The following is a 26495-nucleotide window of genomic DNA, read 5'->3' as shown; positions in this document are numbered from 1 at the left end:
AATTCTTTAATTGAGAATGAATCATGGAACTCTCATCCCTGCGCATCTTCAAGACCGTGGCTGAGGAGGGCGGCGTGACCCAAGCCGCTGCCCGTCTCAACCGCGTGCAATCGAACGTCTCCGCGCGCCTGACGCAGCTGGAGGAATCGCTGGGCGTCACGCTATTCCACCGTTCCGGGCGGCGCATGCTGATCACGGAAGAGGGCGAGCGCCTGCTGGCGTACACCGAGCGCCTGCTGCAATTAGCGGACGAAGCGCAGGAAGCCATGCGCGGTGACCGCCAGCCGTCCGGCCCGCTGCGCATCGGTTCGATGGAAACCACGGCCGCCGCGCGTCTGCCGCAAGTGCTGGGACAATTCCACCGCCAGTATCCGCAAGTGGACTTGCTGCTCGATACCGGCCCCACCGATTATTTGGTGCAAGCCGTGCTGAATCATCGGGTCGATATGGCGCTGGTGGCCGCGCCAGTCGAGCGTCCCGAGTTGATGCAATTGCCGGTGTTTGATGAAGAGTTGGTGCTGCTGACCGACAGCCTGCACGGCCCGGTTAAATCGCCAACGGATGTGGCGCGCCGCACCTTGCTGGGATTCCGCAGCGGCTGTTCCTACCGGCGCCGCCTGGAGCGCTGGTTCGCTGAAGGCGGCGTATCGCCGGCGCGCATTGCGGAATTTGGCACCTACGAGGCCATCATTGGCTGCGTGGCGGCAGGCATGGGCGTGGCGATGATGCCGCGCGAAGTACTGAAGCTGCGCGAGTTGTCTCAATCCGTCCGCATTCACACCTTGTCCGCCGACATGGCGCGCGTGCAAACCATGTTGATCTGGCGGCGCGATATCGCCCAGCACGCGGCCCGCGATGCCTTTGCTGCCGCATTCGACGCGCTGCAAGAGCGCTAACCGAAGCGGCAAAACGGCCTTGGCTTACTGCTTTACCGGAGGCTGCTCGGTCGTGGTCGGCGGCGTGGTGGTTTGCGGTGGCACGTCCGGGGTAGGCGCATTTGGATTTGGCTGGGTCGCGGTGCCGCCTTCCGTGGCCGGCATGTTGCTGACTGGCGGCGTGGCCGGAGCCGGCGTGGCTTCAGGCACTGGTGGCGGTGCGGTTTCCTTTTTCTGGCAGCCGCTGATAACGGCCACGGTAGCGATCAGTGCGCAAGCGATTTTGCCGGTGAGATGCAGTGGTTTCATGGTGGAATTCCTCCTGTTGGATGGCTAGAATGTCCATCGTATCCATTCCTGAGATCCGTCGTGTCGGCGTGCTTGCAGTGCGCTTGTAGGACTACTGCCCGTGCTTGCGGTTAGAATATTGGCATTTCGTTCAACACCGGGGGATTCCATGCGTCGTTACCTTGCAGTCGCACTGTTGGCCTTGTTCTCGCTGGAGTCTGGCGCCAGTGAATCGGCCAACGGCAGCTTCACCGCCACCAAGAGTTGCGAGGCATTTTCCTCCTTCGCCAAGCGCGCCAATCCCGGCGAGGTAAAAGTCGCCGCCGGCACCGCTTACACCGTTCGCGAAATCAACAAGACCGACTACGACTGGCTGCGCGTTGAAGTGCCGGGCGCGCAACCGTCGCTGCGCTGGGTGCAGCGCGAGTGCGGCACGCCGTCGCTGGATGAAAAGCAGTCCGGCCGTCCTGCGCCGGAAGCATCGGGCGAAGTGTGCTCGGCGCCGAATCAGCAAGACAGCTACGTGCTGGCCATCACATGGCAGCCGGGCTTCTGCGAACACGCCAAATACAACGGCAAGAAGCCGGAATGCGACGCCATGAACAGCGGCGCGCTGGAAGCCAAGACGCTCAGCCTGCACGGCCTGTGGCCAAACAAGAAGGAATGCGGCACGCAGTACGGCAGCTGCAACGGCCCGGCCTTCGCGCTGAGCAAAGACACCATCGAGAAAATCGCGCCGTGGATGCCCAACTTCTTCTACGAGCGCAGCTTCGGCGCGTATGAGTGGAACAAGCACGGCAAATGCCAATCGCTGCCGCCGGACGATTACTTCATCAAGGCCGTATCGGCAGTGCGCGTGGTGAACGAATCGGAAGTGGGCAAGATCGTGCTGGGCAATACCGGCAAGAGCTTCAAGGTGCAGGATTTCTTCGACCGCGTGAAGAAACGCTACGGCGATAAGGTGGCCGACACCATCACGCTGGTCTGCGTGCAGCGCAAATATCTGCAAGAGATCCGCGTATCGCTGGCGCTGGACTTCAACACCGAGCGCGACCTGCCGCAGATGGTGGCGAACGCGCGTCCGGCAGGCCCGCGCGTTCTCGGCTGCGATGACGAGATTTATGTCGAAGCAGCCGGCAAGAACTAACGCTTAAAGCTTACGCTGCGAAGCCGCCGTCGATCAGCAGGTCGGCGCCGGTAACGAAGGCTGCTTCAGGACCAGCCAGGTAAGCCACCATCGCTGCCACTTCTTCTGCTTTGCCGTGGCGTTTCAGTGCCATCAGGCCGTGCAGGGCGGTAGCGAAATCGCTGTCGGCCGGGTTCATGTCGGTGTCGACTGGGCCAGGGGCAACGTTGTTGACGGTGATCTTGCGGGCGCCCAAGTCGCGCGCCATGCCTTTGACCAGACCGGTCAGCGCCGATTTGCTCATCGCGTAAGCGGCGCCGCCTTCGAACGGCATGCGCTGGGCGTTGGTGCTGCCGATGTTGATGATGCGGCCGCCGTCTTTCATGTGCTTGGCTGCTGCTTGCGATGCCACGAACACCGAGCGCACGTTGATGGCAACGGTGCGGTCGAAGTCTTCCAGCGAGAATTGGTCGACTGGGCCCAGGGCCAGCACGCCGGCGCTGTTGACCAGGATGTCCAGGCGGCCGAAGCGTTCTGCCACGCTGTCGATGGCTTTGGTCAGGGCTGCTGCATCAGCGGCGTCGGCTTTCAGGGCGATGGCTTCGCCGCCGGCGGCCTTGATTTCTTCGACCAGTGCTTCGGCAGCGATGGCCGAGGCAGCGTAGCCGATGGCGACTTTGGCGCCTTCGCTAGCGAGGCGACGGGCGGTTGCAGCGCCGATGCCGCGCGAACCACCGTTGATGAAAGCTACTTGACCGTTGAGTTTGGTGTTCATGATGTTTTCCTTTCGGGTTGGTTGATGAACACAGTATGGTCTTCCCCGGCTTGTCTTTGTAGTCATGAATTTGCGTGTACAGTTTCAACCTTTGGTATAAGATAAGCGCATGTTTACCGAACTCAGCAGCTATCTCGATGCCTTTATTGCCTCTGCCGACGAGGGCAGCTTCTCTGCGGCCGCGCGCCGTCTTGGACTGACGCCGGCGGCGGTCAGCAAGAGCGTCAACCGGCTGGAGCTGCGGCTGGGCGTGCGCCTGTTCCAGCGCAGCACCCGCAGCTTGGCGCTGACCACCGACGGCGAGCGCTTGTACGGGCAGGTGCGCCTGCCGTGGAATGAAATCGGCGATGCGCTTACCGACCTGAGCCAGGGCGCGGGCAAGCCGGCCGGGACGTTGAAAGTATCGCTGGCCTACACCGTGGGGCGGCAGTATTTCGTGCCGCTGCTGGAGGAATTCTCGCGCCGCTACCCGGACGTGGTGCCCGACCTGTATTTCGATAACCGGCAGGTCGATTTGATCGCGGAAGGTTTCGACATCGGCATCGGCGGCGGCATTGAATTGACCGATGCGCTGATCGCGCGCGAACTGGCGCGGGTTGATATTGTGCTGGCCGCATCGCCGGCCTATCTGAAAGCGCACGCCGCGCCCACCACGCCGCAGGAATTGACGCGCCATCGCGGCCTGCTGCGCCGTTCGCTGAGCACTGGCCGCCTGGTGCCGTGGACGCTGAAGCATCGCAGCGGGCAGGAGATCGTCGCCAGCGTGCGCCCGGTGGCGGTGCTGGACGACCCGGAAGCCATCGCCCGCGCCGCAGCGTGCGGCATGGGCATCGCCATGCTGCCGCTGCCGCACGCCTTGCCGCTGCTCGATAGCGGCGAGCTGGTGCGCGTGCTGCCGGACTGGCATGCGGAGACGCGGCCGCTGTCGATCTACTATTCCAGCCGCAAGCTGGTGCCGGCCAAGGTAAGAGTGTTTGTTGATTACATGGTGGAGCAGTTCCGCGCCAGCGGCCACGCCAAGCGCTTCCGCCAAGACTAAAAGGAGACGGTTCGATGAAGTTCCAGGCAGGATTTGTAGCATTGCTGTTGGCAGGGCAGGCATGGGCCGGTGTCGGCATTCAAGCCGATAACGCGCAGTTGCAGTACACCGGACGTATCGACTTTGCGGATCGTACGCGCCCCGTGTTGTCGTGGCCCGGCACCAGCATTGAAGGGAACTTCACCGGTTCGAGTCTCGCGGTCAAGCTGGACGACCAGTTGGGCAAAAACTTCTTCAACGTTTTCGTCGACGGCAAACTGGCCGTGATCGAGGCGGCGCAGGGAAGCAAGAGCTATGCGGTCTTCAACGGCTTGCCGGCCGGCGCGCACCACTTCCTGATCACCAAGCGCACCGAGGGCGAGGAGGGCGGCACGGTGTTCCAGGGACTGGAACTGGCAGACGGCGGCAAGCTGCTGCCGCCCCCGCCGCGCAAGCAGCGCCGTATTGAATTCTTTGGCGACTCGATCACCAGCGGCATGGGCAATGAATCGCCGGACGACGGCCCCGATGACCTGCGCAAGGACAAGAATAACTACATGTCCTACGCTTCGATCACGGCGCGCGCGCTCAATGCCGAGGCGCACATCACCTCGCAAAGCGGCATCGGCGTGATGATCAGCTGGTTCCCGTTCACCATGCCGGATTTTTATGATCAGCTGAGCGCCGTCGGTAACAACGACAGCAAGTGGGATTTCAAATCGTGGACGCCGGACGTGGTGGTGGTCAATCTGTTCCAGAACGACCGCTGGCTGATCGACCGCGAGAAGCGCCTGTCGCCAATGCCGGACGACGCGCAGCGCATCCAGGCTTATCGCACTTTTGTGCAGAAGATCCGCGCCTTGTATCCGCGTGCCTACATCGTCTGCGCCTTGGGCAGCATGGACGCGGTGCAGGAAGGTTCCAAGTGGCCGGGCTATGTGCGCACGGCGGTGGATCAGATGCGCGACGGCGGTGATCAGCGTATCGACACCATCGTCTTCCCATGGAACGGCTTCGGCGGACATCCGCGCGTGAAGCAGCATCAAACCAATGCCGCGCTGCTGACGGCCTTTATCCGCCAGAAGGCCGGCTGGTAAGTTTTATCAAAAAAACATTTTTAATATACAATCTCCGGTAGGAATTTTCCTACGGGGGAGATTGATGCGAAATGTCATCGGAGTGTTGGCCGGGGTGATGCTGGCGGGCGGGCTGTCGGGCTGCTCGTCGCTGCGCATCCATAGCGAGGCGCGGGACAAGCAGGGGCAGGCGGCGCAGGAGGCTTATAAAAAGGTCGACCTGTCGGCCATCTTCTCCACGGCTTCCGATAATCTGAACAAGCAGCTGGTGACGGAGCTCGATTCGCAAGACCGGTTGGGGGCGGCGATCCGCGCCACCGATTTGGCCGCCATCGTTCAGTCGAGTAACTTGCATAACAGCGTGGTGGCCAAGATTGACCAGCGGCTGCTCGAGGTGGGAGGTGCAACGGCGACCTCGCCGGAGGCCATGCAAAAGTATCTCGACAAGCTGTCGACGTTTAAAGAGATCAAAGAGGCGCAAGAGGATGTAACGCGCTACTTCAAGCGCGCCGGGCTGCCTGCGCCGCAATGTAATCAGCCAGTCCCGGACGCGATACAGCAGGCGCTCCAGAATGCCTCCGGCAATCTGCGGTTTGGCATCCAGGGCCAGCTGGATAAGGCGGCCCGCACCTGCGCTAAAGCTGCGGAACTGGGCACGGTATGGAATAGCTTCGACGGTTCGGAAATCGCCAAAGCCGTGGCAACCGCCAACGCCGACCAAAAAGATTACGACGCGCTTGCCGCCGCATCGAAGGTGCTGACCGTCGCTTACAACAAGGCCCGCAAAGAGTACGACGAAGCAGCCGCCCAGGGCGACAGCGAAGAGAACAAGAAAAAAGTCCAGGAAAAAGCCAAGCAGCTTGGCGATGCGATCGACAAGCTGGATCAGGCCAAGGACGCCATTTCGACTGAATTCATCAGTCAAGAGCGGATCGACGCGGTGCAGAAGTTTGTCGATGTGGTGCTGCGCGGACTGGAAGAGGGCAAGGCTCCGAGCGACGCCACCTCGGCGCAAGCCGCATTCATCCTGATTCCGCAGCAAGTGGACAGCTTCAAGAGCGCCATGGCAGCGGCCCAAACGCCGATGCTGGAACCGCTGGCGATCCGCAAGAACCTTGAACAGATTAAGCTCGATGCCGCCAAGCGCGAACTGGCGCTGCTGAAGCGCCGCATCCAGCTATCCACTCAAATCGTGGATGCGCTGAATACGGAGTTGATGGCGTTGTCCCGCGCCTCGCGCCAGCTGCATGAAGCCAGCAGCGACGGCAAGTCGTCGCTGGATGCGCTGTACGGCAACGGCCCGGTGATGCAAGCCTTCGCCAAAACCAGCGGCGCCGATGCGACCAAACTGTATGACGCCGTCGCTACTTATCTTGATGATCAGGCCCGTTTGCGCCCGACCGTGGACAAGCTTAAGTACCAGCGCTTGGCCACCTATCACCAGGTTTCGCTAGTCTATGCCGAGACCAATGCGCGCCAGTGGATGAATCTCATCGCTGCATCGGTGGATCAAACCGCGGAATCGGCCAGCGGCGGGCTTAAGCCGGACACCATCAACCAAGCCATTCAAGCATTGGCTTTGTTCTGGATCGCTCACGGAGTGAATTGATGAAAATATCCTCTCTCTTTTTGTTGGCATTGCTGGCGCTGGGCGGCTGCGCTTCTACGCCTCAAGCCGCGCTGGATCAAGCCAACCACGGCGCGGCGCTATCGATGGGACTATCGGCGGAACTGCAGCGCTTTAGCGAGCAGGAACAGCGCGTGATGGCGATCCGTCAGGCAGAAATCGCCAGGAACAATGCAGCGGTAGCCGCCGTCAGCGCGGATCAAGAGTACGACCTTGCGCTGCTGCGGGCGTCGAACCGCAAGGCAGAAACCGATTTGTACAAAACGCTGCTGGCGCTGAGCGACGCCCGCGCGGCCGCTGCAAAAGCGGCGCTGATCGACGCTGAGAAGGCTGCCAAAGAGTTCGATAACTTGCTGGCCGCGCTGCCAGACCGCACCAAAGAAATCGACGGCGTAACTACTGCGCTGACTGCGCTCGGGCGGCAGTTATCGGCCGGCGAACGCTATCACGCGGCCAAGGATTTTGTCGATCCCGTGCGCAAGACCATCAAGGATAGCAAGGAAAAAATCGAAGAAGCAAACAAGGCGGCACAACCCAAAATTGACTAACGGAGAGTGTGATGGCTGATAATCCCCCATTGTTGGCGGCAGCGTCCAACAGCCCGGAGATGCTGTATGTGCGCATGTACCACGAAACCATCGATGCGTTGAACAGCGCCATCGCCAAGTGCGACGTGCTGGCCACCAGCGCGACCGATGCTGGTGTGCGCTCCGACGCTCGCGCCAGGTATCTTGAGGCGCGGCGCGACAAGCATTTGGCCGAAGAGCTTTACTATGCTTGGGAAAGCGGTAGCGACACCACCGTTCACGCGCCGTCGCAGGAGGTGTTGGACGTGACTATTAAACTGGCCAAAGAGCTTGCCGACATCACTACCTCCGAGAAAAAACTGACGAAGATTATCGAGCTATTCACCAAAGTTGCAACGGCCTTCACCTCGTTGCATCCCAATGCCTGAGATGGGCATTATGCGGAAATCGTCATTTTTTAGGGCCGTACCCTACAAGACGAAGTAAAGCTGGAAGCTTACATTACTAGCTTGACCAACTCTCCGGCCTTTATGATGCGCTACGCACCCTCATTCCATCATCGTCGCTTGTTGTTGCAGGGAGCCGCTGGCGTGGCGCTGGGTTCTGCCTGGATTTCACCAGCATCGGCCGCCGCCGCGCATAACGTGATCGCAGCCAAGGCCAGGGCGCTGCCGCTATCGTCGGTGCGCCTGCTGCCATCAATCTACGCCGACGCGCTGCAAGCCAACCAGGCCTACTTGCTGCGCCTGAGCGCCGACCGCTTCCTGCATAACTACCATCGCTTTGCCGGCCTGCCGACCAAGGGCGCAATCTACGGCGGCTGGGAGTCCGACACCATCGCCGGCGAGGCGCTGGGCCATTATCTGTCCGCGTTGTCGCTGATGTACGCGCAAACCGGCACGCCGGCGCTGAAGCCGCGCATCGATTACATCGTGGCTGAACTGGCGCGCGTGCAGCAAGCGCAAGGCGATGGCTACGTGGCCGGCTTTATGCGCAAGCGCAAAGACGGAAAAGTGGTCGACGGCAAAGAGATCTTCGCGGAGATTATGCGCGGCGAAATCCGCTCGGCAGGCTTTGATTTGAACGGCTGCTGGGTACCGCTGTATAACTGGCACAAGGTGTTTGCAGGCTTGTTCGACGCGCAGACTTACGCCGGCAATCAGCAGGCATTGCAAGTGGCGCTGGGCCTCGCGGGCTACATCGATAAAGTGTTTGCGTCGCTGAACGACGAGCAGGTGCAGCAGGTGCTGGCTTGCGAGCATGGCGGCATCAACGAGAGCTTTGCCGAGCTATATGCGCGCACGCAGGATAAGCGCTGGCTGTTGCTGGCGCAGCGCCTGTATCACACCAAGGTGCTGGCGCCGCTGGCGCAAGGCCGCGACGAATTGGCCAATCTGCACTCGAATACGCAAATCCCCAAGCTGATCGGCCTCGCGCGCTTGCACGAATTGACCGGCCGCCAAAGCGACGCCGATGCGGTGGACTTTTTCTGGAAGCGTGTCACGCAGCATCACAGCTACGTCATCGGCGGCAACGGCGACCGTGAATACTTCTCGGCGCCTGACTCCATCGCCGCCCACATTACCGAGCAAACGTGTGAAGCCTGCTGTAGCTACAACATGATGAAGATGACGCGCCATCTATACAGCTGGGCCCCGGATGCGGCTTACTTCGATTACTACGAACGCGCGCACTTGAACCACATCCTCGCGCATCAGAATCCGCGTACCGGCATGTTCACTTACATGACGCCGTTGATGTCCGGCGTGGCGCGGGAGTTTTCCAGCGAGGAGAATGACTTCTGGTGCTGCGTGCTGTCCGGCATGGAGAGCCACGCCAAGCATGGCGATTCGATCTATTGGGAGAATGGCGATACGCTGTTCGTCAATCTCTACATTCCTTCAACGGTGGAATGGAAGGCGGCGCGGCTTGAGCTGAACACCGGCTATCCGTACGAGGGCGATATCGATCTGAAGGTGCGGCGCTTGGCAGGGCAGCGCGAGTACACGCTGGCATTGCGCATTCCTGCTTGGGCATCGAGTCACACAGTGCTGGTCAACGGCAAGCCGCACGCGGTCAACAAGGACAAGGGCTATGCGTTGATACGCCGCCGCTGGAAGGCTGGCGATACGGTGCGCTTGTCGCTGCCGCTGGAGTTGCGGATGGAGGCTGCGGCGGGAAATGCCAACGTGGTAGCGCTGCTGCGCGGGCCGATGGTGCTGGCGGCCGATCTTGGCCCGTCGGATAAGCCGTTCAGCGGTCTCGCGCCGGCGCTGGTGGGGGCGAATATTCTCGGTTCGTTTGCGGAAGCGGATAAGCGCAAGGCGGTGTATCGCAGCGAGGGCAGCGGGCGTCCGGGTGATATGAAGTTCACGCCGTTCTATGCGCAGTATGAGCGGCGCGCGGCGGTGTACTTCAATGCGTACACGGAGGCGGAATGGGCGGCGTCGGAAGTGGCGTTCCGCAAGGAGGAAGCGCGGTTGAAGGATCTGGCGGATCGCTCGGTGGATGTGATGCACCTGGGCGAGATGCAGCCAGAGCGAGACCATGACCTGCAATCGGATATTTCATACCCTGTGTCCTACCGTGGCCGCAATGGCCGCGATGCGCGCACCGGCGGCTACTTCAGCTTCCGCATGAAGTGCACCAACGGGCCGCTGGTGCTGCAAGCCAGTTATTGGGGCGAAGAGCGCAATCGCGACTTCTACATCAGCATCGATGGCGAGCGGATAGCGCACGTGAAGCTGGACGGCAGCCATCCGGGCGTGTTCATCGACGAGGAATACGCGGTGCCGGAGAGGCTCACCAGCGGCAAGGCTAGCGTGACGGTGCGCTTCGAACCGGAGCCAGGCCACACCGCCGGGCCGGTATTCGGCGTGCGGTTATTCACGCAGCGTGCCGTCACTTCTTCTTGATCGGCTGTGTTTTTGCGACGCTGCGGGTTTGATTGGCTTGCGCCAGCGCGGCGGCGCAGTCTACCGGTTCCACTTTGCCGGGATTGACCAACGGGATAATCGCAGCCACCGGATTGACCATGGTTGCCAACGCCACCGCCGCACCAGCCTTGAGCGCCAGCGGGCCTTTCTGCGGGCCGACATCGGGGTTGGTGAACGTACCCTTGGCATACAGCGGCGTGCGCAGCGAGATAATGCGCACGCCCTTGGTTTGCGGCCGCACGTCCAGATCCAGCGTTTCCTTGGCCATGTTCACATTGCCGCTCACGTTAATCACTGCTTCCTGCGTATCGACCACGAAGCGGCGCGTCTGCGCTTTACCGTTTTCCACCACGAAGTCGCCGGCCGCGCAGTTCAACTGAATCTGCTTATCGCCAAACAGCTTAACGAAGACCAGATTGGCGATGTTCAGGCCAGCCGCTTCCAATATGAATTTGCTGACGGAGCCTTCGCTGACCGTAGCGCCCATCTCGCCGCTGGACGTCGCCAGCATGGCAGACACCGAGTTGCCCCTGCCGGCCAGCGCAGCATCGGCACTCACTTCGCCCACGCTGGCCTGCATCGATTCCAGTTTTGGGAATAGCTGACGGATCTTCAGGTGGCGCGCGGCCATGCGGATCTGCGCGTCGATCTGCTTCTGGCGACCATCGAGCTTGATGTTGGAGGTGATGTCGCCACCCGCCATGCCGAAGTTGAGCGGCGTGAGCGTGAGAACTTTGTCCTTCATGATGATATGAGTGTCGATGTCTTGCAGCGGAATGTCGTGTGTGCGCACCAGCTTCTTGCCGCTGAATTTAACGTCGGCGTCCAAGGCATCCCATTTGGCGGTGTTGAATTGTTCGGCGGGGAGAGCCTTGTTTTCGGCCGTGCCGTTGGTGCCGATGGTGGGGCCGAGGTCTTCCAGCCGCAGTTGGCGCGAGGTGATTGTGCCTGTCAGCAGCGGGCGTGGTTTGCGTGGCGTATAGGCCAGCGTGCCTTCAAGGTCGCTGCCGCCGACGGTGCCGCTGAAGTTCTTGTAAGTCCAATTCCATACCTCGCCGGATTTTTTACCAATCAAGCGGCCGGTGGTAGCGTAGGGCGGCGTCGTGGGCAACAGCACGCCGGTTAGCGGATACAGGTCGGCCATGCTGGCGCCGGCCAGTGACAGTTTCAGATCAAGTCCTGCAGGGGAGCGCGGGTCGGTCACCATGCCTTCGATAGCGATTTTGTTCTTGCCCAGATTGGCGTTGGCTTGCACCGGGAAGTTGGCGTGTTCATCGCGTAGTGCCAGCACTTTGCCGATCTTGCCACCACCGGTGACCGGTGCGTTGCGGTAGCTGCCGCTGAGATCAAAGCGCAGGCCGTATTGTTGGGCGTCCTGGTTGATGCCGCTGGCTTTGGCGCGCAGATCGAGTTGAATGGCGTCGTCAAGATAGCGCAGATCGCCTTCGCCTAGCGTCAGGCGCTGGATATCGATGTCCCATTCAGACGGGCCGTTGTCTTTGAACGTCCACGTATTGCTGCCATCCGCGCGGCGCTGTGCGGCAACATTGACTTTATCGACGGCGAGGTCGGTGATGGCGACTTCCTTGTGCAGCAGAGGCAGCGGATGCAGCGCGACCTCAATGCTGCCGATATCGACCAGCCGCGGGCCGCTGGTCGTCCAGGTGGGATTGGCGATGCTGACATTGGCTGCGTTGATGCGCGGACGCGGCACGTAGCGCCGCCAGCCTGCTTCGTCGCCGCGCTCCCAGCGCACGCGCAGATCGCCGTTGATGGCGAACTCGCGGCCTATGGATTCGGACACGCGCTTGTTGATCCACGGGCGGGCGCGATTCCAGTCGAAAGTCAGCACGAATATGACAGCCGCGACCAGCACCAGCAGCAGCGCGGTGGACAGGCCAAGCACGATTTTGAGTGGGCGTGATAGTTTCATGGTTGCCCATGCTACGCCGCGCGTGTCCGGTGTTATGTGCGCCACGCCACAGAGGAGTTAAACCGGCGGCTTGCCCACGAGGTAGGCGTGCAGGAGTTCGCGGTCTTCTGAGCCGAGCAGGTAGTGGAATTCCCCGCCACCTGCGTAGCGACGGGCAGGCCGTCGCGGAACAGCACGCGGTTGCCCGCCAATGCCGGTACTTTGTCGCCGGGGAGCAGGGTGCCGCAAAGGTTCAGCGGGTCGATGGCGGAGATGCACACGTAGCTGCCGTCGTGCGGACGGCGGCGCATGTCGCGCAGCAGCGGGATGGCTTCGGGCAAGGCGAATTGTTCGCCCGAGAGACCGGCGACAAAGCGGCCGCCGCGAATTTCGCCGCGCGCTTCAAGGCGATGGTAGACCGGCAGCAGTTCGCGCCAGCTTGGCATCCAGGCCGCCTCGCGCTCCAGCAGCCGCCAGAACATCACGCCGTAGCGCCGCAGCAGCGTCATCGCCACGTGTTCCAGCACCGCCGGCTCGGTGCGCGGCTTGCGTCCCGCCGGCGCCGCAGTGCGCGCGCCATCGCCTCGGCGGATGATCGCCCAGCGGCCGGCTTCTTCCATCGTCGGGCCGGCGCCTCGGCGGCGGCGCTTGTCGTTGCTGGCGCGCTTGTTGGCGGGGACGAGCATCGCGCGCAAGCCGGCGTAGCTGTCGGCGTTGACCAGGCCTGTCGCTACCAGCTCGCCTAGTGTGTTCTCCAGCTCTACCGGCAGCAGGCGCGCGTCGTGCGATAGCTCATCGAAGAACATGGCGCCGTGTTGCTGCAGCGTTTCCAGCACGCGGGCCGCGCGCGGCGATAACTGCACATCGCCCGCCGTTGCGGGCAGCGCGTGCCACGCGCTCACTTGGCGGCGCGGCAGCAGCACCAGCGGCGTGCTGCGTACCGGCCCGCCCGCCGCACTGGCTGGCGCACCGACACGCGTCCACACGATTTTGCCAGCCCTGCATAAGTCATCCAGCCACAAAGCCGAATAGTCGCGCAGGCGCAGGGCTAGTAGATCGCTTTCCCATGCACCGGCGGCGGCTTCGTAGCCTTCCAGTTGCGTCAGCAATTCCGGCAGCGCATCGATACCTTGCAACTGCGAGTCCGGCGCGAGGTGCTGCCACTCGAACAGGAAGCGCATGAAATCCTGCCGCTCGACCGGTTCGATCTCGCGCCGCAGGCTCTTGATCGTGTAGCGATGAATGCGCGCCAGCAGATGCCGCTCGCACCATTCCTCCGCCGTGGCGCCGGGCGTGAAGCGGCCGCGCATGACGTAGCCCTCGCTCTCCAGCTGCGTCAGCGCGATGACGACCGTGGATGCAGGCAGCGCAAGCGGCGCCGCAATCGCCGCTACCGTCTGCGGACCAAAGCCACTCAAGCGCGCCCGCAAAATCTCCACCAGCGCCGCATCCCGCGTCCACTCCTCGTCGCTCCCGCCGCTCCGTGCAGCCTCCGCCCCCTCAGCGCCGCCCGCCACCATCGCGCCGTCCGCCGCCGCAACCTTCACGCTCCCCGGCGGCTGCGCGCACGTCGCATCGGGCCACGCGGCGCGGGCGCAGGCCGCTCGCTCGCGGGCGATCCAGAGGTCTGCGCCGCTGTGCGCATCTTGCAGCCGCATGGCGCGGCCGCTGGCCGCAAGACCATCTATCCATTCCTGCCAGCCGCTTTCCCGCGCCACCTCGAACGGCGTAACGCAAGCCAGCGACATCAACGCCTCGTGCATCTCATCGCTATTGCGCACCGTCGGCCAAGCCTCCGCCGCCACCGCCGCAATTGCGCCCACATCCAGCGCACCCATATCATCGGTAGACGCCGGATCCGTCCAGCGCCGATTCATCACCGCCTGCGTACGCCGCTCCTCTAGCGGTGCGTCATCCAAAAACGCATACGGCCGCGCATTCAAAATCTCCATCGCCAGCGGGGAGGGTGCAGGCAAATCACGCGCCAACAGCCGCACCTCGCCAGCCTCCATGCGCCGCAACAGCGCCAGCCAGCCTTCGCTATCCATCGCCTCGTGCAGGCAATCATCCAAGGTTTGATCCACCAGCGGATGGCTAGGCAGCTCGCGCTCTCCAACGATATTCTCCAGGCACGCCGCCTGATCCGGGAACACCGCCGCCAGCAAATCGTCACTCTTCATGCGTTGAAGCTGCGGCGCGACCTTGCGCCCGCCGGTAAAGCGCGGCAAGGCCAGCGAAGTGGTCGCATTCCACCGCCAGCGCACATTGAACAAGGGCGCATCGAGCAAAGCCTGCACCAGCACATGCTCCGCTGTGCTGGACTTCAAATAGCGCCATACCTCATCGAGCGGAAAACTATGGCTGTCCGACAGCGACAGCACGATTGCATCCTCGGTGGCCGCCGCCTGCAACTCAAAATTAAACGTGCGGCAGAAGCGCTTGCGCAGCGCCAGCCCCCACGCCCGATTAATCCGGCTGCCGAACGGCGAATGCAGCACCAGCTGCATGCCGCCCGATTCATCGAAAAAGCGCTCCATTACCAGCGTATCGCGCGTCGGCAGTGCGCCGAGCGCGGCCCGCGAACGCGCCATGTATTCGGCAATCTGACGCGCCGACGCATCCTGCAAACCGAGGTGCTCCATCAGCCAGTCAACGGCGCTGTCAATCGCCTCCTCGCCATCCGGCGCCGCCGCCAGCAAGCGGTCAATCTCGCCACGCAGCCGTGCGACGCCCATCGATAATTCATCACTGCGCCCCGGCGCCTCACCGAGCCAGAACGGAATATTCGGCGCCGCGCCATGCGCGTCCTCCACCCGCACCTTGCCGGCTTCAATGCGCTGGATGCGATACGAGGTATTCCCAAGCTGGAAGACATCGCCGGCCAAACTCTCGACCGCAAAATCCTCGTGCACCGTGCCGATGTTATGGCCCTGCGGTTCCAGCAGCACCGTGTAATCGGCGTTGTCCGGTATCGTCCCGCCAGACATGACCGCCGTCATCTTGCCGCCGCGCCGTCCGCGCAGCGTGCCGCTGACCGTATCGCGGTGCAGATACGAACCGCGCACGCCTTGGCGGCTGGTGTAGCCATCGGTCAGCATATGCAGCACATCGTCATACTGCTTGCGCTGCAATTGCGCGTAGGGCGAGGCGCGAAGCAGCATCTGATACAAGCCTTCTTCGCTCCACTCGCGGCAAGCCACTTCGGCCACGATCTGCTGCGCCACCACGTCCAGCGGCGCAGGCGGGATGCGCAGCGCATCCAATTCATCGCGCCGCACGCAATCCAGCAGCGCCGTGCATTCGATTAAATCATCGCGCGAGGTAGGGAACAGCCGTCCCTTGGGTAGTCCGCCAACATGGTGGCCCGAACGGCCCACGCGCTGAAGGAATGCGGCAATACTGCGCGGCGAACCAATCTGGCACACCAGGTCCACATCGCCAATGTCGATGCCCAGCTCCAGCGAAGCGGTAGCGATCAACACCCGCAACTCGCCGCGCTTGAGACGCTGTTCGGCATCCAGCCGGTATTCCTTGGCTAAGCTGCCGTGGTGCGCGGCCACGTGCTCTTCACCCAGGCGATCCGCCAGATGGCGCGCCATGCGTTCGGCCATGCGCCGCGTATTGACGAAGACCAGCGTGGTGCGGTGCATGACGGTCAACTCGGCCAGCCGGTCGTAGACGCGGTCCCACACGTCATTTGCCATTACGGCTTCCAGCGGCACCGGCGGCAGTTCGAGATTCAAATCGCGCGCCCGCACGTGGCCTACGTCCACCACCGCACACGGACGCCCAGTCCCGGCCAGGAACTGCGCTACCGCCGATATCGGTTTCTGCGTAGCCGACAAGCCAACCCGCACCGGCGGCTGCGCGCACAGTGCGTCCAGCCGCTCAAGACTCAGCGCCAGGTGGCTGCCACGCTTGCCGCCTGCCACCGCGTGGATCTCGTCCACGATCACCGTGCGCACGCCTGCCAGCATGGCGCGGCCGCTGTCCGACCCTAGCAGCACATACAGCGACTCCGGTGTCGAAACCAAAATGTGCGGCGCGCGCTTGCGCATGGCGTTGCGTTCGGCCTGCGTAGTGTCGCCGGTGCGCACCGCCGTGCGGATGCCGTGTGGCGGCAGGCCCATGTCCTCCAGCGCCTGGCCGATGCCTTCCAATGGCGCCAGCAGGTTGACGCCGATATCGTTGGACAGCGCCTTCAATGGCGATACATACAGCACCCGTGTCTCATCGGGCAGCGGCGTGTGGCGGCTTTCACACACCAGCGCATCGATGGCGGCTAAAAAAGCGGTGAGGGTCTTGCCGGAGCCGGTCGGCGCGGCAATCAGCGTGGTCTGGCCGGACTGGATTAACGGCCAGGCGCGCCGCTGCGCCTCCGTCGCGCCGGGGAAGGCCGCTTCAAACCACGCCGTCACGGCGGGATGGAAGCGATACAAATCGGCAGCGTGCAGGGCGTCATTCATGAGGGCTAGATGGCGACGTTGGGACGGATCTCAATCAAACGTAGAGTTGTTTCTAAGCATGATAAGCTTGGAAACATTGTAAATCATGAAGCAAGCTAGCCATGCCCAACTCTGTGCCCCACGATATTCCCCGGTTTTTAACCGCGCCCGGCGAGATGGGCGCGCGTATCTGGGCGCATGACTGGGAAAGTACGCCACTGGGTCCGATCGCCGGCTGGCCGCACAGCTTAAAGACCGTGATTAACCTGATGCTCAACTCTCCGCAGCCGATGTGGATGGGCTGGGGCGAGCAGGTGACGTTTTTATACAACGATGCTTACATCGATGTCCTCAGCATGGCCAAGCACCCGTGGGCGCTGGGCCGGCCCACGATCGAGGTCTGGGCCGAGATCTGGGACTATTGCGGGCCGCTGGTGGAGCGTGTGTTCACGCACGGCGTTTCCACCATGGCCGACGACGTGCGCCTGTTCATGCGCCGCGGCGACTTCCTGGAAGAGACCTTTTACGCCTTCTCCTATAGCCCGGTGCGCGACGAATCGGGCAATGTGGCCGGCCTTTTTTGCGCCAACCTGGATGTCACCAGCCGCCACCTGAACGCACGCCGGCTGCATACGGTGTCGGATCTGAGTAACAGGACGCTACAGGAGAAAACGGTGCAAGGCGCCTGCGCCATGGCGCTTGCCGTCATCGGCGAGAATCCCAGCGATCTGCCGTTTGCGCAGTTGTACCTGGCCGGCGGCGACAATCCGGCGCAACTGCTGCAAGCCACCCACCCGGATATTGAAGATGCCGGTACGCTGTTTGCGGTGGACGCGGTGCTGGCCGACGCTGCGTCGCGCGTGATTGCATTGGATGCCGCCCCGGTACGCGGCCTGCCTCCCGGCCTGGCGCAACAGTCCTTGCGCCAGGCGCTGGTACTGCCTTTGCAGGATTCCACGGCGGGGAACGCGATCGGCGCCCTGGTGCTAGGCGTGAATGCGGCGCGGCGGCTGGACGAGGACTATCGCAGCTTTCTTGAATTGATCGCCGCACAAACCGCCAACGCGATCCGGCAGGCGCGCGCCGCCGAGGATGAGCGTTTGCGTGCCGACATGCTGGCCGAACTGGATCGCGCCAAGACCCAGTTCTTCAGCAATATCAGCCACGAGTTCCGCACGCCGCTCACGCTGATGCTGGGGCCAATCAACGATGCGCTGCAGGACGATAGCGCGCCCTTGCCACCGACGCAGCAGGAGCGCTTGAGGCTAATGCAACGCAATGCGCTGCGGCTGCAAAGACTGGTCAACACGCTGCTGGAATTTTCGCGCGTGCAGGCTGGCCGCGCGCAGGCTCGTTTTGCGGCTGTCGATCTGGCGGGACTGACTGCGGATCTGGCCAGCAGCTTCCGCTCCGCGATTGAAGGTGCAGGCATGCGGCTGGAGGTGGATTGCCCGGCGCTGGAAGCGCAGGTGTACGTTGATCCGGCGATGTGGGAAAAGATCGTGCTGAACCTGATGTCGAATGCGTTCAAATTTACCTTTGAAGGCGAAATCCGGGTGCGCCAGCGCATCGTCGGTGACCAACTGCGGCTGGAGGTGGCCGATACCGGCACCGGCATTCCGCACGATCAGCTGCCGCAGCTGTTTGAACGTTTTCACCGCGTTGAGGGTGCGCGTTCTCGTACCCACGAGGGTTCCGGCATCGGCCTGGCGCTGGTGCACGATTTGGTGGCGCTGCATGGCGGCCAAATAGGCGTGGAGAGTGTGGTGGGGCGTGGCACGGTGTTCAGCGTTGCTATACCGCTGGGATCCGCCCATTTGCCGCAAGCGCAGCTAGGCGTTACGGCCTCGCCGCTTGCTTCAACCGTCGCCGCCTATGTCGCGGAAGCGGAAAGCTGGGCGCAACCGAGCGGCGTTGCGCTCACCGGCGACGGGGCGGATGCCGATGCCGCCGTAGTGAGTGCATCCCATGGCCGCCTGCTGGTGGTGGACGACAATGCCGACATGCGCGACTACCTGCAACGGCTGCTGCAAGCGCAATGGCAGGTGGAGGTCTGCACCAACGGCGTCGAGGCGCTGGCCGTGGTGGAGCGCAATCCGCCTGACTTGATCCTGTCGGATGTGATGATGCCGCAGCTTGACGGTTTTGGCTTGCTGGCGGCGTTGCGCGCCCATCCTGCCACGCGCGATATTCCGTTCATGCTGTTGTCGGCGCGCGCCGGCGAGGAAGCGCGGCTCGAAGGCCTGCAGGCCGGCGCCGATGATTATCTGGTCAAGCCATTCTCCGGCCGTGAACTGGCGGCGCGCATTGAAGTGCTGCGGCTGCGCCAGCGCATGCGGGTGGTGGAAGGCACAGCGGCACGCCGCTTGCGCAGTGTGTTCAGCCAGGCGCCGGTTGCCATCGCCATCCTGAATGGCCCGGATCATGTGTTTGAACAGGCCAACGACTACTATCAGCAATTGGTCGGGCCGCGTGCCCTGCTAGGGCAGACGGTGCGCCAGGCTTTCCCGGAACTGGCGTCGCAGGGCATCTATGAATTGCTGGATGGCGTGCTGGCCAGCGGCCAGCCTTTTGTCGGCCGCTCGGTACAGCTATTCATGCGCCGCCAGCCGGATCAGGCGCCGAGCGAGTGCTGGTTTGACTTCGTCTACCAGCCTTTGCTCGACGACGCCGGCAGGCCGTATGGCGTGGCGGTGGTGGCTTTCGACGTGACGGAGCTGGCCGCAGCCAAGCGCGCGGCGGAATCGGCCAACCGCGCCAAGGATGAATTCCTGGCGATGCTGGGCCACGAGTTGCGCAATCCGCTGGCGCCCATCGTCACTGCCTTGCAGCTGATGCGCATACGCGGCAGCGACTTCGCGCTGAAAGAGCGCGCCGTCATCGAGCGCCAGACCAAGCACCTGGTGGCGCTGGTGGACGACTTGCTTGATGTCTCGCGGGTGGCCGAAGGCAAGGTGCAATTGCAGCGCAAGCCGGTGGAAATGGCAGAAATGATCACGCGCGCAATTGAAACCGCTAGCCCCCTGATCGAACAACGGCGCCATCAACTGGCGCTGGATGTCGCGCCTTACGGCCTGGTGGTGCTGGCCGATCCCGTACGCTTTGCACAGGTGATATCCAACCTGCTGGCCAACGCCGCCAAGTACACGGAGCCCGGCGGGCAGCTTGCCGTGCGGGCCAGGCGCGAAGGCGAGCAAGTGGTGGTGGAGGTGGAGGACAACGGCATCGGCATCTCGGCCGAGATGCTGGGCTCCGTGTTCGAGCGCTTTACGCAAGAGCGGCAGGCTCTGAGCCGTTCGCAAGGAGGGCTGGGGCTTGGATTGGCCATCGCGCGCAGCATGATGGATCTTCATGGCGGCAGTGTCGAAGCACGCAGCGGCGGCATCGGCTGCGGCAGCACCTTCACGGTACGCATGCCATTGCTACAGCAGGCCGCGCATCAGGCGGCAAGCGTGGCGCCGCCGCCGTGCGACATGGCGACGGGCTGCCTGACGATTATGGTGGTGGACGATAACGAGGATGCTGCGCGCGCACTGGGCGAAGGCCTTGAACTGCTGGGACATAAGGTGTCGGTGGTGTTTAGCGCACCGGAAGCACTGTTGCTGGCGCCGCAGTTTCGTCCCGATGTAGGCCTGCTCGACATCGGCCTGCCGGGCATGGATGGCTATGAACTGGCGATGCGTTTGCGCGAGTTGGACGGCGCCCAGTCCATGCGCCTGTTCGCCGTCACCGGCTATGGACAGGAAGCCGACCGCCGCCAAGCAATGGCAGCCGGGTTTGAACAGCACCTGACAAAACCTATCGATTTGACCCGCCTGATTACTTTGTTGTAGAGACCCTAAACCTTGGTATAGCTTGATATACCAAGATCCGATTTCGCCCTGCCGTTCCCGCAACTATATTGACGACTAGTCAAACCGGGAGGGCATATGTTCATCCAACACTACAAGAAATTGACCGCCGAGTGGCTGATGCTGGGGTTTGTGCTGGCCCTGAGCGGTTTGCTGATCGTGTATTTCGTCTGGAATGAGCGCGGCCTGATCATGGCCTCCAACGTTGAGCGCATGCGCTTGCAGACGCTGATCATCGACGAGAACCTGAGCCACCAGCTGGAGGGCGTGCGCAGCGCCTTGGACAGCATGCGCGCCACGCTGCATGGCGCCAGCTCGTGCAGCGCCGATTGCCGCCGCACCTTGCTGCAATCGCTCAAGCGCGCCATGCCCGGCGTGCGCGCCTTGCTGGTGTTGGATCGCAAGGGCGACATCGTACTGTCCGACGACGACCTGCGCGACCGCCGCCTTGACGATCACGATTACACCAGCCGCGTGGAACGCATGCGCGACCCGGACACCATGTACCTGTCGCAGCCCTACGAAAACACGCCGGGTGTCTTTAACATCAAGCTGTCGATGGCGGTGATCGGCGCGGACGGCTCCAACGACGGCGCGGTCAGCGCCATTCTCAATCCCGAATACTTCGACGCCGTGATGCGCTCGGCCCTGTACGCGCCGGACATGAATAGCGCCATCACAGAGGACAGCGGACGCCGCATCCTGTTCGTTCCCGCAGACCCCACCGCCATGCGCAATACCAGCGCCGCTCCCGATCCCTTCTTCGTGCGCCATCAGCGCAGCCGCCGCGCCGAGACGGTGCTGGACGGCCCATCCACCAGCGGCGAGCAGCGGCTGGTAGTTCAGCGCACCATGCTGCTGCGCGGGCTGGGGCTGGACAAGACGCTGGTGGTCAGTCTGGGGCGCAATCAAGCCCTGATGGCGGCCGGCTGGCACAGCATGGCGTGGACTTGCGGCGTGGCGTGGCTGGTATTCGGCCTGACGTCCAGCGGTGCGCTGGTGCTGGTGCAGCGCCGCCGCCGGGTGCTGGAGGATTTGGCCGAGGCGCGCGCCAATGAGCAGGCGCTGGCGGCGGAAAAAGTGGAACTAGCGCTAAACGGCGCCAATCTCGGTTTGTGGGAATGGAATATGGTCGATGACGTGCGCACCGTGGACGGCCGCGCCGCCGCCATGCTGGGCTACACGCGCGATGAACTTAACTCCGGCGCCATCGACTGGCGCACCTCGGTCAAAGACGACGACATTCCAGCCATCGAAGCGGCGTTGAGCGCCCATCTTGCCGATAACTCGCGCTCCTTCGAGGCCGAGTACCGCATGCGCCACCGCGCCGGCCACTGGATCTGGGTGCAGAGCCGGGGCAGGGTGGTGGAGCGCGCCGCCGACGGCAAGCCGATGCGCATGCTCGGCACGCGCATGGACATCAGCGCCCGCAAATTGGCGGAAGCCGAAATCGCCCATCTCGCGTTTTACGACGGCTTGACCAATCTGCCGAACCGCCGCCTGCTGTTGGACCGCCTGCATCACGCTATCGCCAAGGCTGCGCGCGGCGGCAATCATGGCGCGGTGCTGTTTGTCGATCTCGATAATTTTAAATCGCTCAACGACACCATGGGCCACGACATGGGCGACCGCCTGCTGGAAATGGTGGCGTTCCGCCTCAGTGAAGTCACGCGCGAAAGCGACACCGTGGCGCGCCTCGGCGGCGATGAATTCGTGATCCTGCTGGAAGACCTGGGAGAAGACCAGCAGCAAGCCATGGGCAACGCCGCCGCTGTCGCCGGCAAGGTGCTCGATTCGCTGAGCCGCTGCTACACGCTGGACGCGCACGAACTGCGCAGCACCCCGAGCATCGGCGTGGTGCTGTTCGGCGCCGAGCATCACACCATCAACGACTTGCTGCGGCAGGCCGATATGGCGATGTACGAAGCCAAGGCGGCCGGCCGCGCCACGTTCCGCTTCTTCGATCCACACATGCAGGTGGCGCTGGACGCATCGGCCACGCTGGAGGCGGATTTGCGTTTCGCCTTGCAGCGCGATGAGCTACGGCTGTATTACCAGCCGGTGGTCGGCCATAGCGGCAGCATCACCGGCGTGGAAGCACTGCTGCGCTGGCAGCATCCGCAGCGCGGCTTGATCCCGCCGGGCGACTTCATTCCGCAGGCAGAGAAGTCAGGCCTGATCGTGGAACTGGGCCAGTGGGTGCTGGAAGCGGCTTGCCGCCAATTGGTGCAGTGGGCGGGCAGCGCCGATAACGCGCACCTGAGCATGGCCGTCAACGTCAGCGCGCGCCAGTTCCGCCAGCCTACCTTTGTCGATCAAGTGCTGGCGGTGCTGGAGCGCACCGGCGCCGATCCGCGCCTGCTCAAGCTGGAGCTGACCGAGAGCATGCTGCTCACCGATATGGATGACGTGATCGCAAAGATGACAACCTTGAAAGCCCATGGCGTCGGCTTCGCGCTGGACGATTTCGGCACCGGCTATTCCTCGCTCAGCTATCTGAAGCTGCTGCCGATCGATCAATTGAAGATCGACCGGTCGTTCGTACACGACATGCTGCTCACCCGCCACGCTTCCAGCATTGTGCGCGCCATCATCACGCTGGCCTACAGCATGGATCTCGCCGTGGTGGCAGAGGGCGTGGAGACGCGCGATCAGTGGGAAGCGCTGGAAGCCTTTGGCTGTAATGCTTTCCAGGGATTTTTGTTCGGCCGCGCGACGCCGGTAGCGGAGCTGGCACTGGCTGTACTCCCCGGTGGCGATACAGACTGTACTCCTTCTTCGAAGCAGCTCGCCGCTATGCTGGACATGTCGATATAAGGGAGCATAAGCATGGCCATCAAACCCTATCACCACGCTGCCGCAGGCTGGGGCGCACTGAAATACGTGGCGATCAATCTGCTCAAGGAACGGGTCAGCGGCATCAATTACAAATCGCTGTTTGCACAGAACCAGCCGGACGGTTTCGATTGCCCCGGCTGTGCATGGCCCGACCGCGAGCACGCTTCCACTTTCGAATTCTGCGAGAACGGCGTCAAGGCCGTGGCGGCCGAATCGACCAGCAAGCGCGTGACGCCGGACTTCTTCGCCCAGCACACGGTAGCGGAATTGCTGATGCAATCGGATTATGAACTGGAGCAGCATGGCCGCCTGACGCATCCGATGGCCTACGATCCGGCAAGCGACAAGTACGCGCCCATTGCATGGGACGACGCCTTCAAACTGATTGCGGACGAACTGAATGCGCTGGACGATCCGAATCAAGCTGCGTTCTACACCTCCGGCCGCGCCAGCAACGAGGCGGCTTTCTTGTATCAGCTGTTCGTGCGCGCTTACGGCACCAACAACTTCCCGGATTGCTCGAATATGTGCCACGAAGCGACCAGCCGTGGCTTGCCTGGCACGGTCGGTATCGGCAAGGGCACGGTGACGCTGGACGACTTTGAACACGCCGACACGCTGCTGATCTTCGGCCAGAACCCGGCCACCAATCACCCGCGCATGCTGGGCGAGCTGCGCGAATGTGCGCGCCGCGGCGCCACCATCGTCTCCATCAATCCGCTGCGCGAGCGCGGCCTGGAGCGCTTTACCAGCCCGCAGCACCCGGTTGAGATGCTGACCATGTCCAGCACGCCGATCAGCTCCATGTTCGTGCAGCCTAAGCTGGGCGGCGACCTTGCGCTGATCAAGGGCGTGGCCAAGCGCGTGCTGGAACTGGATGACCGCGCGGTGCTGATCGGCCTGCCGCGCATACTGGATATGGATTTCATCAACGAGCACACGGTCGGCTTCTCCGAGTTTGCGCGCGACCTGCGCGCGGAAAAGTGGGCGCTGCTGGTGGACGATTCCGGTGTGCCGCGCTCGCAGATCGACCAGCTGGCGGATATTTACATCAAGGGCGAACGCGTAATCGCCACATGGGGCATGGGCCTGACCCAGCACAAGAACTCGGTGCCGACGGTGCAGATGCTGTCCAACCTGATGATGATGCGCGGCCAGATCGGCAAGCGCGGCGCGGGTTTGTGCCCGGTGCGCGGCCACTCCAATGTGCAGGGCGACCGCACCATGGGCATCGAAGAGCAGCCGACAGCCGCTTTCCTCAACCGCATGGAACGCGTGTTCGGCTTTGCGCAGCCGCGCCATCACGGTTACGACGTGGTGGCCACCATCGGCGCCATGGCGGAAGGGAAGGTCAAGGTGTTCATTGGCCTTGGCGGCAACTTCGCCATGGCGACACCCGATACGCCGCTGACTTTCAAGGCGCTGCAATCGTGTGCGCTGACGGTGCAAATCGCCACCAAGCTAAATCGCGGCCACTTGATCCACGGCCGCAAGGCGCTGATCCTGCCCACCTTGGGCCGCACCGAGATCGATCTGCAAAACGGCAAGCCGCAAGGCGTGACGGTGGAGGACTCCATGAGCATGGTGCACATCTCATTCGGTTTGAATAAGCCTGCTTCGCCGAACCTGCTGTCGGAAATCGCCATCGTCTCGCGCATGGCCGAGGCTACGCTCGGCGGGCGCCATCAACTGAAGTGGAAGGCCTACCGCGACGATTACGCCATCATCCGCGATGACATCGAAAAAGTATTCGATGATTTTTACGACTACAACGCCCGCGTCGCCAAGCCTGGCGGCTTTCACCTCAGGGTGGCATCGCGCGAGCGCGAATGGGTAACCACCAGCGGCAAGGCGCAATTCGTGCCGCAGAAGATTGACCTGGATACGCCGATCCGCCGCGCCCAAGCCAAGTACGGCAAGCGCTTGATGGTGATGATGACCACCCGTTCGCACGACCAGTACAACACCACCATCTATGCGCTGGACGACCGTTATCGCGGCGTGTTCGGCATGCGCCGGGTGATCTTTATCAATCAGCTGGATATCGATATGCTGGGCATGAAGGCAGGCGATTGGGTCGATGTGGAAAGCGTGTGGGATGACGGCGTGGAGCGCCGCGCTGGCGGCTTTATGTTGGTGGCTTACGATATCCCGCGCGGCTGCATCGGCGCCTACTACCCGGAGACCAATCCGCTGGTGCCGCTGAACAGCGTGGCCGACGGCGCTGGTACGCCAACCTCCAAGTCCATTCCAGTGTTGCTCACGCCTGCGGAATCATCATGATTATCCGTCCGCCAACCAACTGGTTGCGGATGCTGTTCGTATGGGATGGCTCCGTACTTAAAACCATCGTGCCGCAGTTGCTGCTGATCCTCGCGATCAGCGTGCTGGCGGTAGTCACCCGCGGCCATATTTTCGGCGCCAGGATTCCGCTGGATACGGTGCCATTCCCGCTGGTGGGCGTCAGCCTGGCGATCTTTCTCGCCTTCCGCAACAACGCGGCCTATGCCCGCTACGTGGAGGCGCGCCAGATCTGGGGCCGCATCCTGATCGCGGCGCGCGCGCTGACCTCGCAGGTCATCAACTATCTGCCCGAAGACGGCGACGGCTTTGAGCGCAAGCTGTTCGTGCAGCGCCTGATCGCTTTCGTGTACGCGCTGACGCACCAGCTGCGCGGCACCGATCCGTCCGAGGATCTGGCGCGCTACCTGTCCCGGGAAGAAGCGGAAGAACTGCGCGGCATGCACTACATCCCGGTCGCGCTGCTGGATCGCATCCGCCTGATGCTGGCGCGCGCCGGCCGCAAACGCGGTGCGGGCGAACCGCTGCTGTGGATACTGGATGCGCAAGTGAGCGAACTGGCCGCGTCGGTCGGCGGCTGCGAGCGCATCTCGAATACGCCGATCCCGTTTGCTTACGGCGTGCTGGTACACCGCACCGTCTACCTGTACTGCTTCATGCTGCCATTCGGCCTGGTGGCGGATCTGGGCATGGCCACGCCGCTGGTGTGCGTGTTCGTCGCCTACACCTTGTTTGCGCTGGAAGCCATTGCGCAGGAAATTTCCGAGCCATTCGGCACCGATCCTAACTGCCTCGCGCTCAACGCCATGACGCGCAATATCGAACGCTCGCTGCTGGAGCAGTGCGGCGAAGAGATGCCGGAACAGCTGGAGCCGTGCAAACGCTATAACATCTCGTGAG

The 26495-nt window shown here is 62.7% G+C and carries 16 protein-coding genes; 12 read left to right on the top strand and 4 right to left on the bottom strand.

From position 1 onward, the window contains the following. The first annotated feature begins 23 nt into the window (after nucleotides 1-23). A complete protein-coding gene (locus GTP45_RS13700; RefSeq protein WP_161014445.1) occupies nucleotides 24-896 on the top strand; it encodes a LysR family transcriptional regulator in 873 nt (290 codons plus the stop codon). Nucleotides 897-920: 24 nt separating this feature from the next. Here GTP45_RS13700 and GTP45_RS13695 read toward each other — a convergent pair whose 3' ends face one another. Continuing rightward, nucleotides 921-1184, bottom strand: coding sequence for a hypothetical protein (locus GTP45_RS13695; RefSeq protein ID WP_161014444.1), 264 nt, complete (start codon nucleotides 1182-1184; stop codon nucleotides 921-923). Between the two features lie 148 nt (nucleotides 1185-1332). Here GTP45_RS13695 and GTP45_RS13690 point away from each other — a divergent pair, with 148 nt between their 5' ends. Beyond that, entirely contained in the window at nucleotides 1333-2310 is a 978-nt protein-coding gene (locus GTP45_RS13690) for a ribonuclease T2 family protein (RefSeq protein ID WP_161014443.1), read from the top strand. Nucleotides 2311-2320: 10 nt separating this feature from the next. On the opposite strand, the gene GTP45_RS13685 is transcribed toward GTP45_RS13690, so the two are convergent. Beyond that, nucleotides 2321-3064 carry an SDR family oxidoreductase gene (locus tag GTP45_RS13685; RefSeq protein ID WP_161014442.1) on the bottom strand — a complete coding sequence of 248 codons (744 nt, stop codon included), beginning with the start codon at nucleotides 3062-3064 and terminating at the stop codon, nucleotides 2321-2323. Between the two features lie 109 nt (nucleotides 3065-3173). Between GTP45_RS13685 and GTP45_RS13680 the strand changes: the two genes are divergently transcribed. The 6 genes from GTP45_RS13680 to GTP45_RS13655 all read left to right on the top strand — a co-directional run bounded on the left by GTP45_RS13680 (nucleotide 3174) and on the right by GTP45_RS13655 (nucleotide 10227). After that, on the top strand, nucleotides 3174-4103 hold the full coding sequence (locus GTP45_RS13680; RefSeq protein ID WP_161014441.1) for a LysR family transcriptional regulator: 930 nt from the start codon (nucleotides 3174-3176) through the stop codon (nucleotides 4101-4103). A 14-nt stretch (nucleotides 4104-4117) separates the two neighbouring features. After that, nucleotides 4118-5179: an SGNH/GDSL hydrolase family protein gene (locus tag GTP45_RS13675; RefSeq protein ID WP_161014440.1), complete on the top strand. Its 1062-nt coding sequence runs from the start codon at nucleotides 4118-4120 to the stop codon at nucleotides 5177-5179. A 64-nt stretch (nucleotides 5180-5243) separates the two neighbouring features. Further along, the gene (locus tag GTP45_RS13670) at nucleotides 5244-6767 is read left to right on the top strand and encodes a hypothetical protein (RefSeq protein WP_161014439.1); all 1524 of its coding nucleotides are present in this window, start codon (nucleotides 5244-5246) and stop codon (nucleotides 6765-6767) included. After that, entirely contained in the window at nucleotides 6767-7333 is a 567-nt protein-coding gene (locus GTP45_RS13665; protein WP_161014438.1) for a hypothetical protein, read from the top strand. Before GTP45_RS13670 ends, GTP45_RS13665 begins: the two co-directional genes overlap by 1 nt. Before the next feature lie 11 nt (nucleotides 7334-7344). Beyond that, nucleotides 7345-7740 (top strand): hypothetical protein, encoded by a 396-nt coding sequence (locus tag GTP45_RS13660; RefSeq protein ID WP_161014437.1) that lies wholly within the window; start codon nucleotides 7345-7347, stop codon nucleotides 7738-7740. A gap of 102 nt (nucleotides 7741-7842) precedes the next feature. Continuing rightward, nucleotides 7843-10227: a glycoside hydrolase family 127 protein gene (locus GTP45_RS13655; protein WP_166454622.1), complete on the top strand. Its 2385-nt coding sequence runs from the start codon at nucleotides 7843-7845 to the stop codon at nucleotides 10225-10227. Here GTP45_RS13655 and GTP45_RS13650 read toward each other — a convergent pair. After that, nucleotides 10214-12181, bottom strand: coding sequence for an AsmA family protein (locus tag GTP45_RS13650; RefSeq protein ID WP_161014436.1), 1968 nt, complete (start codon nucleotides 12179-12181; stop codon nucleotides 10214-10216). The genes GTP45_RS13655 and GTP45_RS13650 overlap by 14 nt on opposite strands. 32 nt (nucleotides 12182-12213) lie before the next feature. Beyond that, nucleotides 12214-16626, bottom strand: coding sequence for a DEAD/DEAH box helicase (locus GTP45_RS13645; protein WP_161014435.1), 4413 nt, complete (start codon nucleotides 16624-16626; stop codon nucleotides 12214-12216). 101 nt (nucleotides 16627-16727) lie between these two features. Between GTP45_RS13645 and GTP45_RS13640 the strand changes: the two genes are divergently transcribed. The 4 genes from GTP45_RS13640 (at nucleotide 16728) to GTP45_RS13625 (ending at nucleotide 26494) form a co-directional block, all read left to right on the top strand. Next, nucleotides 16728-20438: an ATP-binding protein gene (locus tag GTP45_RS13640; RefSeq protein WP_161014434.1), complete on the top strand. Its 3711-nt coding sequence runs from the start codon at nucleotides 16728-16730 to the stop codon at nucleotides 20436-20438. A 96-nt stretch (nucleotides 20439-20534) separates the two neighbouring features. Next, a complete protein-coding gene (locus GTP45_RS28705) occupies nucleotides 20535-23273 on the top strand; it encodes a bifunctional diguanylate cyclase/phosphodiesterase (protein ID WP_229258454.1) in 2739 nt (912 codons plus the stop codon). Nucleotides 23274-23285: 12 nt separating this feature from the next. After that, nucleotides 23286-25577 carry an FdhF/YdeP family oxidoreductase gene (locus GTP45_RS13630; RefSeq protein WP_161014433.1) on the top strand — a complete coding sequence of 764 codons (2292 nt, stop codon included), beginning with the start codon at nucleotides 23286-23288 and terminating at the stop codon, nucleotides 25575-25577. After that, nucleotides 25574-26494, top strand: a complete 921-nt coding sequence (locus GTP45_RS13625) for a bestrophin family protein (protein ID WP_161014432.1) — start codon at nucleotides 25574-25576, stop codon at nucleotides 26492-26494. Before GTP45_RS13630 ends, GTP45_RS13625 begins: the two co-directional genes overlap by 4 nt. The last annotated feature ends 1 nt before the right edge of the window (nucleotide 26495 follow it).

This window comes from Duganella rivi, assembly GCF_009857435.1.
GTDB classification, from domain to species: Bacteria; Pseudomonadota; Gammaproteobacteria; order Burkholderiales; family Burkholderiaceae_D; genus Rugamonas; species Rugamonas rivi.
Note: the sequence above shows the minus strand (reverse complement) of the source record. Positions and strands in the feature narration are given on the sequence as shown.